We start from the raw sequence: 13,634 nt of genomic DNA on the forward strand, positions 1-13,634 counted from the left end.
TGATGCGGCTATTCTGCCAGAAGCAGGGACTTTCGCCGTCACCGGCAGGCCTCCATTTCCCGGTTGCGTCAGGCCTGCTTTCACGTCCAACTATTCTCGGTCGGCCTCTTGTTAGCAAGCAGGCCGGGAGGCCGTTTCCGGCGGCCGCGCCCACGGCTCACACCGCCGCCTGACGCCCCGACGCGGGTCACCGTCTCATTGTTTCCGGCGGGCTACCCAGAGACCGAAAAATTCTGTAGTCTTCGAGGCACTGTTGATCCGAGATTTGTGTTTCAGAACACATCGGAACCATATTTAGTGTCTGCTTGCTGGGGCAGCGGACCGTGCAGGGCGCAGACGCCCTGTGCTTCGAAATTTTCGAGGAGGAAGCTGCAGTGTCAAGCATGCCTGGTCTCAGCGGAGCTGAACGGACCACTACCGTGGTCATCGGCGCCGGCCTTCCCGGTCTGGCCATCGCCGCGGAACTCCGCCGGCGGGGCGTGGACTCGATCACCGTCAGCGGGCTTGAAGCGCCCGGCTCCGGTCAAGCCTCCCAGACAGCACCCCCGCAGCGGCGCGACGCGGCAGGGGTCTCCTCCGTTCAGGAGCGCAATGAAATCCTGCGCCACCTGCGCAACTATGCCTCGAGCCACCATCTGGACATCCGAAACGGCACCGCCGCCGTTCAACTGGACAAGATGGGCGCGGGCGCGGCCGACGCTTCGCTCCACCGCTGGGCCGTCCACACCCCTGACGGCGTGTTGCTGGCCGACCACATCGTGTTGACCCGGTGCGCCCGCAGCCAGCTGCGCCGTATGCTCACAGACCTCGGAATCTCCGTGGGGCAAAACCTTGTGGCGGCCATGCGCGCCATCGGCATCTACCTCGTGGGGGTGGGCGAGCTGATCACGCCGACGCCCAGGGAAGTCCTGCGGCAGGCGAAGGTGGTGGGCCAGGCCATCTCGGCCAAGGTGTACCCGGACAGCGTCCCGTCAGTGTTGACGGGAAGCTTCGCGGCGCTCCCGGCCCCCCTCTAGAGCAAGGGACTTAGCAGCAAGAGACCTAGCAAAACGGCCCCGCCTAAGAAGCCGGGACTAGACCCCCTGGCCGGACCCGCCCGGGCGGGCACCGGCGTCGTGATCCTCAGCATCCGGCGCTGCACCGGCGTCCGGGCCCTCCGGGTCATTGCCGGCGCCTAGCCGCCTGCGGGCCAGCACGCCAAGGGTCACGAGCAGCCCGAGCGCCACCGCTGCGAACACCACCACGCTCCACGGGAACGGCTCCGAAGCGTCAGGCACCTGTTCCGGGGCCGGGGTGATGCCGGGCTGCGGCGTTCCGACCGTGGGAACGGGGACTGCCGCCGTCGAGCCCGCGGCCCCCGCCGTTGCCGTAAACGTGAACGTCCCCTCAATGGGGTGCGAATCCGAACTGACCACGCGCCAGGCCACCGTGTACTTGCCCGCCGGGGCACCCTCCCGCAGTTTCTGCGAGGCCACGTTGTCGACGATCTCCACCTTGCCGTCCGCCCAGTCAGTCCCGGCGGAGTCGCTGACCTTGACCTGCGAGCCGAGCCCCAGCGGATTCTTGTTGAAGGTGATGGACACCTGCTCCGGCGGCGTGGCCACCGTGGCGCCGTCGGACGGGCTGCTGGACTCGGCGGCGTCGTGTGCGGCGGCCGGGCCGGCGGTGAGGAGCAGGGCGGCGAAGGCGAGCGCGCCCAGGACGGCGCTCAGCAGCTGGCGGGTGGAACGCATGGACGGACTTCTCCCTTGTGTTGGCTTCCTTACAGACTAGGCGAAAATGCCGGGAAGGCCTCCGGCCGCCTAATAGGATTCAACCAACCCCAAAACCCCCGGAGGACTAATGCTTAAGCAGGGCTCTGCACTGGACCGGTATTTCAAGATTTCCGAGCGGGGGTCCAACTTTTCCCGTGAGATCCGCGGCGGTTTTGCCACGTTCTTCGCCATGAGCTACATCGTGGTGCTGAATCCCCTGATCCTGTCAGTACCGGACTCCTCCGGAGCCACCCTCGGCTTTCCCGCCGTCGCCGCCACCACCGCGTTCGCCGCGGGCGTCCTGACCATCCTCATGGGAGCGTGGGCCAAGCACCCGTTCGCGATGGCCACCGGCCTCGGAGTCAACGCGTTCGTGGCCGTCACGGTAGCCACCAACCCCGGCCTGACGTGGCCGGACATGATGGGGCTCGTGGTCCTCTCCGGGGTCACCATGCTGATCCTGGTCCTCACCGGTTTCCGGACCGCCGTGTTCAAGGCGGTTCCGGACGGGCTCAAGACGGCGATCGTCGTGGGCATCGGCCTCTTCATTGCCTTGATCGGGCTGGTCAACGCCGGCTTCGTGCGGCGCATCCCGGACGCGGCAGGCACCACGGTGCCGGTGGGCCTGGGTTTTGACGGCAAGCTGCTGGGCTGGCCCACGCTGGTGTTCGTCTTTGGACTCATCCTGACCATCGGCTTGCTGGTCCGCAACGTCAAGGGGGCCATCCTGATCGGCATCATCGCGTCCACCATCCTGGCCGTGATTCTTGAATTCACCCTCCACATCGGCCCGAGCTTCGACGGCAAGAACTTCAACCCGCAGGGCTGGTCCCTCGTGGCGCCGAAGTTCACCGAATGGGCCGCCCCGGACCTCTCGCTGATCGGCAAGGCCAACCCGATCGGCGCCTTCGAGCACCTGGGTTTCGTGGCCGCAACCCTGCTGGCGTTCGTGATCCTGCTCAGCATTTTCTTCGACGCCATGGGCACCATGGTGGGCCTGGCCAACGAGGCCGGAACCGTGGACAAGGAAGGCAACATCCCCAACGTCGACCGGGTGCTGCAGGTCGACGCCCTCGGCGCCATCGTGGGCGGCGGCGCGTCCGTGTCCTCCAACCAGATCTACGTCGAGTCCGGCGCGGGCATCGGCGAAGGCGCGCGGACCGGCCTCGCCTCGATCGTGACCGGCCTGCTGTTCCTGGTGGCCATGTTCTTCACCCCGCTGATCAACCTCGTGCCGTTCGAAGCCGTCGCCCCCGCGCTGGTGGCGGTGGGCTTCATGATGGTGGCCCAGGTGGGCAAGATCGACTGGAAGGACTGGGGCATCGCCCTCCCGGCGTTCCTCACCTTCACCCTGATGCCGTTCACCTACTCGATCGCGAACGGGCTGGGCGCAGGCTTCATCTCCTACGTCATCATCCGGACGTTCCAGGGCCGGGCACGGGAGGTCCACCCGCTCATGTGGGCAGTGGCCGCTGCCTTCGTCCTGTTCTTCGGCATCGGTCCCATCGAGCAGGCACTTGGAATGCTCTAGCTTTCCCCCGTCCGGATGGCGCTTGGCGGCAGTGTTTCGACGACACTGCCGCCGGGCGCCATTCGCCGTTAACGCCGGTTCCGGGATTCCAGACAGTGCGACGGCGGCGCTGCTGGCTTTCTCCGGCCCCGTGCGGTGAGCTTGAAGCATGGATTTCCCCGCGCTCTCCGTTGATTCCCCGCCGCCGCTATGGACCGGCAGGTTCGACGGCGACCGCGAAGAACACCGCCGCTGGTGGCAGGCGGTGGCTCCGTACGCAGCCACCCGGCACCAGCGCAGTCCTCTCCGGGCCGACCTGCCTATCAAAGTCACACCGCCCGCCAGCGTCGCTACTCCGGGCGGCGCCGCTTCCCCGGGCAGTTCCGCACAACCGGCAGTGCTTCTGGGTTTCTGTAGCGACGAGGGTGTCCGCCGCAACAAGGGGCGGACCGGCGCCGCGAAGGCGCCTGCGGCCATCCGAGGGGCCCTGGGGCCGCTGGCCTTCCACCTGGACAGGCCCGTCCTCGACGCCGGTGACGTGACCGTCCGGGACGGCGAACTCGAAGCAGGCCAGGCCCGCGCCGGGGTGGCGCTCACGGCACTGCTCGACGCCGGCAACCTCACCGTGCTGCTCGGCGGCGGCCACGAGACCGCCTTCGCGAGCTACCTGGGCGTGGCGGGATCCCAGTCCGTCCGGACAGGACAGCGGCTGGGGGTGCTGAACCTGGACGCCCACTTCGATCTCCGCGACGAGGCCGCGCCCAGCTCCGGCACGCCGTTCCTCCAGATGGCCCGGGCGGAAGCCGCCGCAGGGCGCGAACTGAAGTACGCCGTCGTCGGGATTTCCGAACCGAACAACACGGGCGCGCTGTTCGGCACGGCGCATGGGCTGGGCGTGGAATACCTCCTGGACGAGGACTGCACGCCGCAGGCAGCGCACGAGTTCGTGGCCGGCTTCCTGGCCGATATCGACGTCCTGTACCTGACCATCGACCTGGATGTGCTGCCGGCGTCCGTGGCCCCCGGGGTGAGCGCCCCGGCGGCATTCGGCGTCCCGCTGCCGGTGATCGCCGCCGTGTGCCGTCAGGTGTGCGCGAGCGGGAAGCTGCTGCACGCCGATGTGGCGGAGCTGAACCCCTCCTTTGATATTGACAACCGCACGGCCCGGGTGGCGGCGCGCCTGGTCAACACCCTGCTGGGCCCGAGCGCGCAGCCAGGCAGGGACTCGGCGCAGCCGGGTTAGGAATACGGCGGGGTGGCCTAATCCTTGGCGCCGGAGGAAGGGCTCGCGGACGCGCGGGGGGACGCCGCAGGCTTCGACTTGGGGGTTGGCTTTTTTGGCGTCGGCTTGGCGACGATGGCCGCCGGCGGCTTGGGGAACGCGGCGGCCGGATACAGCCGCGCCACCTGGACCATGTAATTCGCCCACTGCGGGCCCGCAATCATGTAGCCGTCGATTCGGGAGTAGAACTTGCCGTTGATGGTGAGGTTCCGGCCGGGCCGCTGCTGGCCTTCCAGGGCGTCGCCGAAAAAGGAGGCTGTGGCCAGGCCCGTGGTGTAGCCCACCACCCAGCTGGCGCCGTTGTTGTTGTTGGTCCCGGTCTTGGCCGCCGCCGGGACGCGGCTCTGGACCTTGGGGTTGATATAGATGCCCGAGCCCTTGTTGAGCATGTCCTGCAGTGCCTTGTTCACGCCGCGGGCGACGTCCTGGTCCACGGCTCCCCGGCATTCCGCGGCCTGGCCGGGAAGTTTCTGTCCCGCGACGTCCGCCACGCGAAGGAGTGCGAACGGCGCGCAGTACCGGCCGTCGGCCGCGAACGTTGCGAAGGCGCTGGCCATGGACATCGGGGACACACCGGTGCCGCCCAGCAGGTTACCGAGCTGGTGCATATTGACGGGGGTGCCGTCCAGGCCACTATGGATGCCCACGGCGTCGACCATCTTCTGGATCCCGCATATATCCAGCTGGGCCGCCTCGGCGAACGTGGCCGTGTTGATGGAGTTGTACAGGCCGTAGTCGGCCGGCATCTTCCGGTAGTAGCCCTCGGAGGCATTCTGCAGATCCTCGGCCGCTTCCAGGCCTGCTTTCTTCTGCTTGGTGCTGTAGGCGCCGAGCATCTTCCCGCAGGAGGACCGCCATTTGAATCCCAGCGGATACTCGCGCCGTGAAGCGTCCACGACTTCGGTCATGGTCCGTCCCTGATGCAGCCATTCCGCGAATGTGAAGGGCTTCATGGTGGAACCCGGCTGGAATCCTCCGGCGCCGTTGAGGTCGTTGCCGATGGGGTCCTTGGCGTCCACGTTGAAGTTCAGCTGGGTGTCGAACTTTCCGCGTTGCGGCAGGAAGACCGTATTCTGCGCCATGGCGAGGATTTTGCCCGTGCCCGGCTGGACCGTGACCAGAGCGGCGCCCCACTTGGCGGGGTTCGGCCCGGCAGTGGCATTCACCTGCGCCTGGGCCTTCTCCTGCAGCCTGCTGTCCAGGGTGGTGGTGATGGTCAGCCCGCCGCGGTACAGCTTCTGCTCGCGCGCCGCCGTGTCCGCGCCGTACGCGGGGCTGTTGAGGATCAGGTGGGTGACGTAGTCACAGAAGTAGGGCGCAAGCGCGGCCGCCGCACAACCCTGCTTGGAGGGCCTGATTTTCAGCCCGACGCCTGTCGCCACCGCGGCGGCATACTGCTTCTTGGTGATCTTGTCCTGCTCCAGCATTGCGGCCAGGACCTGGTTGCGCCGTGCGATCGAGTTCTTCGGGTTGGCCACGGGGTCGTAGAAGCTCGGGCTGTTCACCAGCCCCGCGAGCAGGGCCGCCTGGGGCAGGGTCAGCTTGCTGGCCGGAACGCTGTAGAAGTACTGGGCGGCGGCCTCGATGCCGTAAGCCGTGCGGTTGAAGAAGACGATGTTGAGGTAGCCCTCGAGGATCTGGTCCTTGCTGAATTTCTTCTCCAGCGCCATTGCCAGCCGCATTTCGCGGAGTTTGTCCCCCATGCTTTTCTGGCCGCTGAGCACCACCTGATCCTCTCGGCCGGCTGAAATCAGGGCCTCGTTGGCCACGTTGGTGACGTACTGCTGGGTGAGGGTGGAGGCTCCCTGCCGCTCGCCGCGCGTCAGGTTGCTGGTCAGTGCCCGGAGGACGCCCTGCGTATCCACCCCGCTGTGCTCGTAGAAGCGGCTGTCCTCGATGGCCACCACGGCGTCCCGGATAAACGGGGACATCTGCTTCAGCGGCACCCGCACCCTGTTTTCCGCGTAGAACGTGGCGATCAGCTTTCCGTCCGCCGTCACCATCCTGGTGGTCTGGGCCGGCGTCGGAACTGCAAGTTCGGTGGGGAGGCTGTTGAAATAGGAGATCGAATTGCTGACGGTGGTGCCCGCGATCGCGGCCCCGGGGACCAGGAAGCTGGCGACCAAAACCCCGCATATGCCGCTGACGATCACAAACCCCAGCATCGCCGCCACGGCACGCAGCGTCCGGAGTACAAAGCTTTTGCCTGCCATGAAGTCAGCTCACCAAACGTCGGAAGTGAGTTCAGAATACCCGGCGGCCGGTGGTCGATCCACATTCAGCCCCGCGTGCCCTGGACGGGTTGGCGCCCGTGGTGCACTGGAATGAACGGCTCTTGCCGCATTACACGGGAGTCTGAGGGGCCTTGCCTTCGTCCCCGAAATCCTCCGCTGCCCGGCGCTCGCGCAGCCGGTCCAGCCGATTCATGACGGGCGCGGTGGTGGCGCCGTGCAGCACTACGGACATGGCCACCACCAGGCCGACAATCGCCCAAAGCCGGTCCGCCTGGTCCCCGAAGGCACCCTGCCCGAGTGCGTACGAAAGGTAGTACAGCGAACCGATTCCCCGGATGCCGAAGAACGAAATGGCGATCCGCTCCCGCGGTCCCGTCTTGCCGCGGGCAAGGGCCAGCCAGCCGGACAGCGGACGGAGCAGCACCAGGAAAATCAGCGCGAACCCCACGTCAGCCCAGCCGATTCCCGCCAGCATGCCCCTCGCGATGGCTCCACCCAGGAGAACCAGGATGACCACCGTCAGCAGCCGCTCGAGCTGTTCCACATAGGAGTGCAGCACCTTGTGATAGCCGTGCGTGTGCTCGGCGGCGCGGATGGTCACGGCGCAGACGAACACCGCAATGAAGCCGTAGCCTTCGACCATCTCCGTGACGCCGTAGGCCAGGAACGTGGCAGCAAGCGCAACGAACCCCTCGGAATGGTTGGACAGGCGAATGCTGGCGTGCGGGGCAGAGAAGAAGAGCATGGCGAGGGCCTTGCCTGTTCCGAATCCCAGCAGCACGCCCACGCCAATGCGCCACAGGATGTCGACGGCGAACCACTCGGGGAACCAGGCCGAGGGCGCGGTGCCAACCACGCTCATGGCGATGGCCAGGTACACAAAGGGAAAAGCCAGTCCATCGTTGAGCCCTGCCTCGGAAGTCAGCCCGAACCTGACCTCATCCTCCTTGTCGGCCTCCTCCTCTTCGTCGGCCGGCTCGCCGACCTGCACTTCAGAGGCCAAGACAGGGTCCGTTGGCGCCAGGGCGGCGGCGACCAGGACCGCCGCTGCCAGTCCCAGGCCCAGCAGCCACATGCCCAGGAGCGCCATGCCGGCCATGCAGAGCGGCATCGCGATGGCCAGCATCCGCCAGGTGGTGGCCCACCGGCGGCGGCCGACGGGGCGGTCCAGTGCCAGCCCTGCACCCATGAGGGAGATGATGACGCAGACTTCGGTCAGGTGCGTGGTGAATTCCGGATGGGCGACCGGGTCCGGGTCCGGCAGGTCGCCGAGCAGGCTGAAGGCGACTATGCCTGCACCCAGAAATACCATGGGCATGGAGAACGGGGCATTACGGAGCAGCTTAGGCAGGATGGCAGCGACAAAAACGGCTACGCCGGCCGCGGCAAACATAATACTTGCAGGTTCAAACACGGCGGCCCTCTCCGCTGGTAGCTTGTCGGATCTGACCAACAGTAGCCGTAGGAGCAGCCCGGAGGGGACCCAACCCCCTAAATTTTGAAGCGCTAGACAAACCGGTCACGAACCCTGTTAAATGCCAGTCATCTTACGTTTGTTCCTTCAGGCGGGTAGAATAGGCTCCGGCCTCGGCACGAATCACAGAAAGTCATCACATGAGCACAGCAACTATGGAGCGCCCAACCGCTCCTTCAAACGCGGCAGGCTCCTCGGATTCCTGGTCCATCCACTTGGCCTTCACCAGTGCGGACCAGGTCCACGAGGGCCTGGAGAATGCAGTGGGGGCCCTGATCGAAACGGCAGCCCAAGACCGCACCTGCGGCATCAGGGTCACGCGCCTCGAACCGGGCCACTACAAGGTTGCCCTCGACGAGTCGGTCCCCTTCGGCGAAACCCACGAGGACATCGCAGCCTAGCACGCCCTAGCAAGCAAAAAGCCCCCGCCTCTGGGCTCATCCGCTGCCGTAATCGGCGGGATGATCCCAGGGTCGGGGGCTTTTGTCTGCCTGACCTAAGTCCGGCGAACCTGCACGCCGTCGGACTTCATAAAGAGCTGCGTCTCGGAGATCCCGCTGCTGACGAGCCATAGAACGTTGCCGCTCCGTGAAACTTCCTCGACCTCGCCTGCGGCAATAACATGCGCGTGCTTGATGATTTCGACCCGCTCGCCCGCGTGCAACGATCCCCAGTCGGAAACCGTGGCCGTGTGTGCGATGCGCCTGGACAGAACTGCCCCGCGTGCTTTCATGTGAACTTCTACCCCTTTGTGGATGTTCTCCGTCACAGCGACGTTGATGTGACTTTTACTACACCTTCAGTTCTACTACACTCCGCGGGCCCGTGCCCGGGAGGTTGCAGAGTATTTCGTCGCCGCCGGCAAATGTTTACCGGCGGCGCACATTGTTCATTTTCAGGCAAGGATTCCGACGGCGGATTCGGCTGCCGCCCTTACCTCGCCGGAGGCCACCAGCAAATCCGCCGCTTCCAGTTCGGGTGAAAGGAACCTGTCGGCACCCGGACCCTCGACGACGCCGCGGAGCGCCGCGACGACTGCGGCACCCGCAGGACCCGGAGTCAGCTGACCGCCGGAGAGCTGGCTGCGCATGTCGAGGGCCCGGGCGGAGGTCACCAGTTCGACGGCCAGGACGCGGCGGAGGTTCTCGACGGACTTCCGCAGTTTCCGGGCGGCATGCCAGCCCATGGACACGTGGTCCTCCTGCATGGCGGAGCTCGGGATGGAGTCCACGGAGGCCGGCACGGCCAGGCGCTTGTTGTCCGAGACCAGCCCCGCCTGGGTGTACTGCGCGATCATGAGCCCCGAATCGACGCCCGGGTCCGCGGCGAGGAACGCCGGCAGCCCGTGCGAACGGGCCGGATCCAGCATGCGGTCCGTGCGGCGCTCGGCGATGGAACTCAGATCGGCCACGGCGATGGCCAGGAAGTCCAGGACGTACGCCACGGGGGCACCGTGGAAGTTGCCGTTGGAGGTCACGCGGCCGTCCGGAAGGACCACCGGGTTGTCGATGGCCGCCGCGAGTTCGCGGGAGGCCACCAGATCCGCGTGGTCCACGGTGTCGCGGACGGCGCCGGCCACCTGCGGGGCGCAGCGCAGCGAGTAGGCGTCCTGGACCCTCGAGTCGCCCACCCGATGGGAGGCGACGATCGGGGAGTTGGACAGCACCCGCAGCATGTTGTCCGCGCTGGCGGCCTGGCCCGGGTGCGGCCGAAGGGCAGCGTGGAGCTCGGGCAAGAACACCTGGTCGGTGCCGAGCAGGGCTTCGACGCTGAGCGCGGCGGTGATGTCCGCCGTCGTGAGCAACTGGCGGAGATCCGCGATGGCCATCAGGAGCATGCCGAGCATGCCTTCGGTGCCGTTGACGAGCGCCAGCCCCTCCTTCTCCGCGAGGACAACAGGCTCAATGCCGTGTTCTGCGAGGAGTTCGGCGACCGGACGGGCACTCTTGGTGCCGTAGAGTTCGCCGTCCGGTCCGGTGGCTTCGCCTTCACCCATGAGCACCAGGGCGCAGTGCGAGAGCGGCGCGAGGTCGCCGGAGCAGCCGAGCGAGCCGAATTCGCGGACCACCGGGGTGATGCCGGCGTTCAGCACGTCCACCATGGTCTGGAGCACCACGGGCCGGACGCCGGTGCGGCCCGAAGCAAGCGTCTTGGCGCGCAGGAACATGATGCCGCGGACCACCTCGCGTTCGACGGCCGGGCCCATGCCTGCGGCGTGGCTGCGGATGAGCGACTTCTGCAGTTGTGTGCGCAGCTCGTTGGGGATGTGCCGGTTGGCGAGCGCCCCGAAGCCCGTGGAGATGCCGTACGCGGGGACGTTGCTGGAGGCGAGTTCGTCGATGTGGGCGCGGACCTTGGCGACGGCGTCCAGGGCTTCCGGGGCGATGGTCACCTTCGCGTTGTGGCGTGCGACGGCGACGACGTCCTCGGGCGTGACTCCACTGGAGCCGAGGGTAACGGTCAGCGGTGCTTGCGTAGTGATGGTCATGGTGATTCCTACTTCTCGTTCATCGGGATGCGGACGCCGCGTTCCTGGGCGACTTCGACGGCGCGGCCGTAGCCGGCGTCGGCGTGGCGGATGACGCCCATGCCCGGATCGTTGGTGAGGAGGCGTTCGAGTTTCTGCGCGGCGAGGTCGGTGCCGTCGGCGACGGAGACCTGGCCGGCGTGGATGGAGCGGCCGATGCCGACGCCGCCGCCGTGGTGGATCGAGACCCAGGTGGCACCGGAGGCGGTGTTGAGCAGGGCATTCAGCAGCGGCCAGTCGGCGATCGCGTCCGAGCCGTCGGCCATGGCCTCGGTCTCGCGGTACGGCGAGGCCACGGAACCGGAGTCGAGGTGGTCGCGGCCGATCACGATGGGCGCCTTGACCTTGCCTTCCTTCACGAGCTGGTTGAACAACAGCCCGGCCTTGGCGCGGTCGCCGTAGCCCAGCCAGCAGATCCGCGCGGGCAGGCCCTCAAACTCCACGCGCTCCCCGGCGGCGTCGATCCAGCGGTGCAGGTGCTTGTTCTCCGGGAAGAGTTCTTTGATGGCCTTGTCCGTGACGGCGATGTCCTCGGGGTCACCGGAAAGCGCCACCCAGCGGAACGGGCCGAGGCCCTCGCAGAACAGCGGCCGGATGTAGGCCGGGACGAAGCCGGGGAATTCGAACGCGCGGTTGTAGCCGCCCTTGCGGGCCTCGTCGCGGATGGAGTTGCCGTAGTCGAACACCTCGGCGCCCGCATCCTGGAACTCCACCATGGCCTGGACGTGCCTGGCCATCGAGGCCTGGGCCTTCTTGGTGAAACCTTCCGGATCTGCCGCGGCTTCGCTGCGCCACTCATCGACGGAGATGCCCTCGGGCAGGTAGCTCAGGGGATCGTGCGCCGAGGTCTGGTCCGTGACGATGTCGACCGTTAGCCCGCCGGCGTTGTGGCGCCGGAGGATTTCGGGGAAGACCTCCGCGGCGTTGCCGACATATCCCACGGACCAGCCGCGGCGCTCCTCCTTGGCCTTGAGCACTTTGGCGATCGCGGCGTCGAGGTCTGTCTCCACCTCGTCAAGGTAGCGCTTGCCGGCGCGGCGGCGCAGGCGGGTCTCGTCGACGTCGACAATCAGGCAGGCGCCGTCGTTCAGCGTGACGGCGAGCGGCTGGGCGCCGCCCATGCCGCCGCACCCGCCGGTGAGGGTCAGGGTGCCGGCGAGGGTGCCGTTTTCATCCCCGGTGAGCTTGCGGGCGATGGCGGCGAAGGTTTCGAAGGTGCCCTGCAGGATGCCCTGGGTGCCGATGTAGATCCAGGACCCGGCGGTCATCTGGCCGTACATCATCAAGCCTTCGGCCTCGAGCCGGCGGAATTCGGGCCAGTTCGCCCAGTCACCGACGAGGTTGGAGTTTGCCAGCAGTACGCGCGGCGCCCACTCGTTGGTCCGGAACACACCCACCGGCTTGCCCGACTGGACCAGGAGCGTCTCGTCCTTTTCCATGGTTTCCAAGGTGCGGGCGATGGCGTCGAACGCTGCCCAGGACCGGACGGCCCGGCCGGTGCCGCCATAGACCACGAGGTCATCGGGGCGTTCGGCGACCTCGGGGTCCAGGTTGTTCATGAGCATGCGCAGCGGGGCTTCCGTCTGCCAGGACTTGGCGCTGAGCTCGGTGCCGCGGGCTGCTTTGACCGGGCGGGCACCGGTGGTGAAATCGGCGGGTGCCATGAGGGCTCCTTCGTATGTTCTGTGGTTAGAGAAGTGGTTCTGTATCAACTAAAGCGCGTCCCCAGCCCCGGAAACAGGTGGTTGAGGCGGGTACTGTCCGGGATTACAGACCCGCCCCTCCCCCGTTGCGCTATCACTTCCGCTGGCCAAAACGGGCGGATGGGAACCGCAAGTGATAGGGCAACAGGGGGTGGGGCGGGTCAAGCGGAGCGGCGGCCGTGGATGCGGACTGAGAGTTCGTCGGCCACCTTCTGCACGCGCGCGGCGAGCGCCGGCCACTGGTCCGCCGGCAGCCTGTCCTCGAGGAACGTGACGGCGACTGCCGCCGTCGGCCATCCCAGGTGATCCGTGACGGCGGCGGCGATGGAACCGAAGCCGGGCGTCACCTCACCGTGTTCCGTGGCGTAGCCGCGCTGCCGGACCTGGTCCAGGTGCGACGACAGCGCCGAGTACTTCATGATGGCCCCCTCCACCTCGTGTCGGGCGCTGAACGCGGCGGCATTCGGGTACAGCGCACGGACCTGGGACTTGGGCAGCGCGGCGAGGATGGCCCGCCCGCTGGCGGTGAGGTGGCTCGGCAGCCGGACTCCGACGTCGGTCACGAGCGACGGCCGGTTCTTGGCTCGCTCCTCCACGATGTACAGCACGTCCCGCCCGTGCAGCACCGCGAGGTGCGCGCTTTCGCCGATCACGTCCACGAGCGAGGCGAGCACGGGCCGCCCGAGCCGGGACAGCGGCTCCTGCCGCGAGTAGGCCGAGCTGAGTTCGAAGGCGCTGATGCCGAGGCCGTAGCGCTGCTCCTCGTGCAGATGCAGGACAAAACCGTTAGCCTCCATCACGCCCAGCAGGTGGTAGACGCTGGAACGCGGCAGTCCCAGCGCGGTGGCGATGTTCGACGCCGCCATCGGCCCGCGCCTCGAGGCCAGCAGTTTGAGGATCCGGAGGGTGTTCTCTGCCGCGGGGACCTTCGACGTCGCCTTCGGTGCGGTCCTCGACGCCGCCTTGGGCGCCCGTACCGTTGCCGGCGGCACCACTGTGTCTGCCATGTGTTCCTCCGTCGTTCCGGTCTCGGGACTGGCTCGTGTCCGGGATACCGTACTTAAGTCTGCGCCTTTGCGAAGGACTCGCTGGGCGAACCAGCTGTCTGTGTGTCCGGAATACCAGACTATTGCCGAACGTGCCACAGTCC

The 13,634-nt window shown here is 67.0% G+C and carries 11 protein-coding genes; 4 read left to right on the forward strand and 7 right to left on the reverse strand.

Annotated elements, in window-relative coordinates:
• Positions 1 to 383 precede the first annotated feature (383 nt).
• A complete protein-coding gene (locus CXQ90_RS13650) occupies positions 384 to 1,016 on the forward strand; it encodes an FAD-binding protein (RefSeq protein WP_181038565.1) in 633 nt (210 codons plus the stop codon).
• Between the two features lie 57 nt (positions 1,017 to 1,073).
• Here the strand turns inward: CXQ90_RS13650 and CXQ90_RS13655 are convergent, their stop codons facing one another.
• Complete coding sequence (locus CXQ90_RS13655; protein WP_104139868.1) at positions 1,074 to 1,733, reverse strand: copper resistance CopC family protein; 660 nt, start codon at positions 1,731 to 1,733, stop codon at positions 1,074 to 1,076.
• A gap of 109 nt (positions 1,734 to 1,842) precedes the next feature.
• Here CXQ90_RS13655 and CXQ90_RS13660 point away from each other — a divergent pair, with 109 nt between their 5' ends.
• Together CXQ90_RS13660 and hutG are read left to right on the forward strand one after the other, a co-directional pair.
• Positions 1,843 to 3,285: an NCS2 family permease gene (locus CXQ90_RS13660; RefSeq protein ID WP_104139869.1), complete on the forward strand. Its 1,443-nt coding sequence runs from the start codon at positions 1,843 to 1,845 to the stop codon at positions 3,283 to 3,285.
• A 148-nt stretch (positions 3,286 to 3,433) separates the two neighbouring features.
• The gene (gene hutG / locus CXQ90_RS13665) at positions 3,434 to 4,507 is read left to right on the forward strand and encodes a formimidoylglutamase (RefSeq protein ID WP_104139871.1); all 1,074 of its coding nucleotides are present in this window, start codon (positions 3,434 to 3,436) and stop codon (positions 4,505 to 4,507) included.
• A gap of 17 nt (positions 4,508 to 4,524) precedes the next feature.
• Here hutG and CXQ90_RS13670 read toward each other — a convergent pair whose 3' ends face one another.
• Positions 4,525 to 6,759: a transglycosylase domain-containing protein gene (locus CXQ90_RS13670; RefSeq protein ID WP_104139872.1), complete on the reverse strand. Its 2,235-nt coding sequence runs from the start codon at positions 6,757 to 6,759 to the stop codon at positions 4,525 to 4,527.
• Between the two features lie 130 nt (positions 6,760 to 6,889).
• Entirely contained in the window at positions 6,890 to 8,194 is a 1,305-nt protein-coding gene (locus CXQ90_RS13675; RefSeq protein WP_104139874.1) for a sodium:proton antiporter, read from the reverse strand.
• 200 nt (positions 8,195 to 8,394) lie between these two features.
• Here CXQ90_RS13675 and CXQ90_RS13680 point away from each other — a divergent pair, with 200 nt between their 5' ends.
• Complete coding sequence (locus CXQ90_RS13680) at positions 8,395 to 8,655, forward strand: hypothetical protein (protein WP_258064533.1); 261 nt, start codon at positions 8,395 to 8,397, stop codon at positions 8,653 to 8,655.
• A gap of 95 nt (positions 8,656 to 8,750) precedes the next feature.
• Here the strand turns inward: CXQ90_RS13680 and CXQ90_RS13685 are convergent, their stop codons facing one another.
• The 4 genes from CXQ90_RS13685 to CXQ90_RS13700 form a co-directional block, all read right to left on the reverse strand.
• Positions 8,751 to 8,987: a hypothetical protein gene (locus CXQ90_RS13685; RefSeq protein ID WP_078029134.1), complete on the reverse strand. Its 237-nt coding sequence runs from the start codon at positions 8,985 to 8,987 to the stop codon at positions 8,751 to 8,753.
• A gap of 162 nt (positions 8,988 to 9,149) precedes the next feature.
• Positions 9,150 to 10,742 carry a histidine ammonia-lyase gene (gene hutH / locus CXQ90_RS13690; RefSeq protein WP_104139877.1) on the reverse strand — a complete coding sequence of 531 codons (1,593 nt, stop codon included), beginning with the start codon at positions 10,740 to 10,742 and terminating at the stop codon, positions 9,150 to 9,152.
• 8 nt (positions 10,743 to 10,750) lie between these two features.
• Positions 10,751 to 12,445: a urocanate hydratase gene (locus tag CXQ90_RS13695; RefSeq protein WP_104139878.1), complete on the reverse strand. Its 1,695-nt coding sequence runs from the start codon at positions 12,443 to 12,445 to the stop codon at positions 10,751 to 10,753.
• Positions 12,446 to 12,645: 200 nt separating this feature from the next.
• Positions 12,646 to 13,491 (reverse strand): IclR family transcriptional regulator, encoded by an 846-nt coding sequence (locus tag CXQ90_RS13700; RefSeq protein ID WP_104139880.1) that lies wholly within the window; start codon positions 13,489 to 13,491, stop codon positions 12,646 to 12,648.
• Between the last annotated feature and the right edge of the window lie 143 nt (positions 13,492 to 13,634).

The sequence above is a fragment of the Arthrobacter sp. ZGTC131 genome, assembly GCF_002929275.1.
Classification (GTDB): Bacteria; Actinomycetota; Actinomycetes; order Actinomycetales; family Micrococcaceae; genus Arthrobacter.

Coding starts and splice junctions, on each gene's coding strand:
- CXQ90_RS13650 (WP_181038565.1), top strand. CDS start 384: ATGCCTGGTCTCAGCGGAGCTGAACGGACCACTACCGTGGTCATCGGC.
- CXQ90_RS13655 (WP_104139868.1), bottom strand. CDS start 1,733: ATGCGTTCCACCCGCCAGCTGCTGAGCGCCGTCCTGGGCGCGCTCGCC.
- CXQ90_RS13660 (WP_104139869.1), top strand. CDS start 1,843: ATGCTTAAGCAGGGCTCTGCACTGGACCGGTATTTCAAGATTTCCGAG.
- hutG (WP_104139871.1), top strand. CDS start 3,434: ATGGATTTCCCCGCGCTCTCCGTTGATTCCCCGCCGCCGCTATGGACC.
- CXQ90_RS13670 (WP_104139872.1), bottom strand. CDS start 6,759: ATGGCAGGCAAAAGCTTTGTACTCCGGACGCTGCGTGCCGTGGCGGCG.
- CXQ90_RS13680 (WP_258064533.1), top strand. CDS start 8,395: ATGAGCACAGCAACTATGGAGCGCCCAACCGCTCCTTCAAACGCGGCA.
- CXQ90_RS13685 (WP_078029134.1), bottom strand. CDS start 8,987: ATGAAAGCACGCGGGGCAGTTCTGTCCAGGCGCATCGCACACACGGCC.
- hutH (WP_104139877.1), bottom strand. CDS start 10,742: ATGACCATCACTACGCAAGCACCGCTGACCGTTACCCTCGGCTCCAGT.
- CXQ90_RS13695 (WP_104139878.1), bottom strand. CDS start 12,445: ATGGCACCCGCCGATTTCACCACCGGTGCCCGCCCGGTCAAAGCAGCC.
- CXQ90_RS13700 (WP_104139880.1), bottom strand. CDS start 13,491: ATGGCAGACACAGTGGTGCCGCCGGCAACGGTACGGGCGCCCAAGGCG.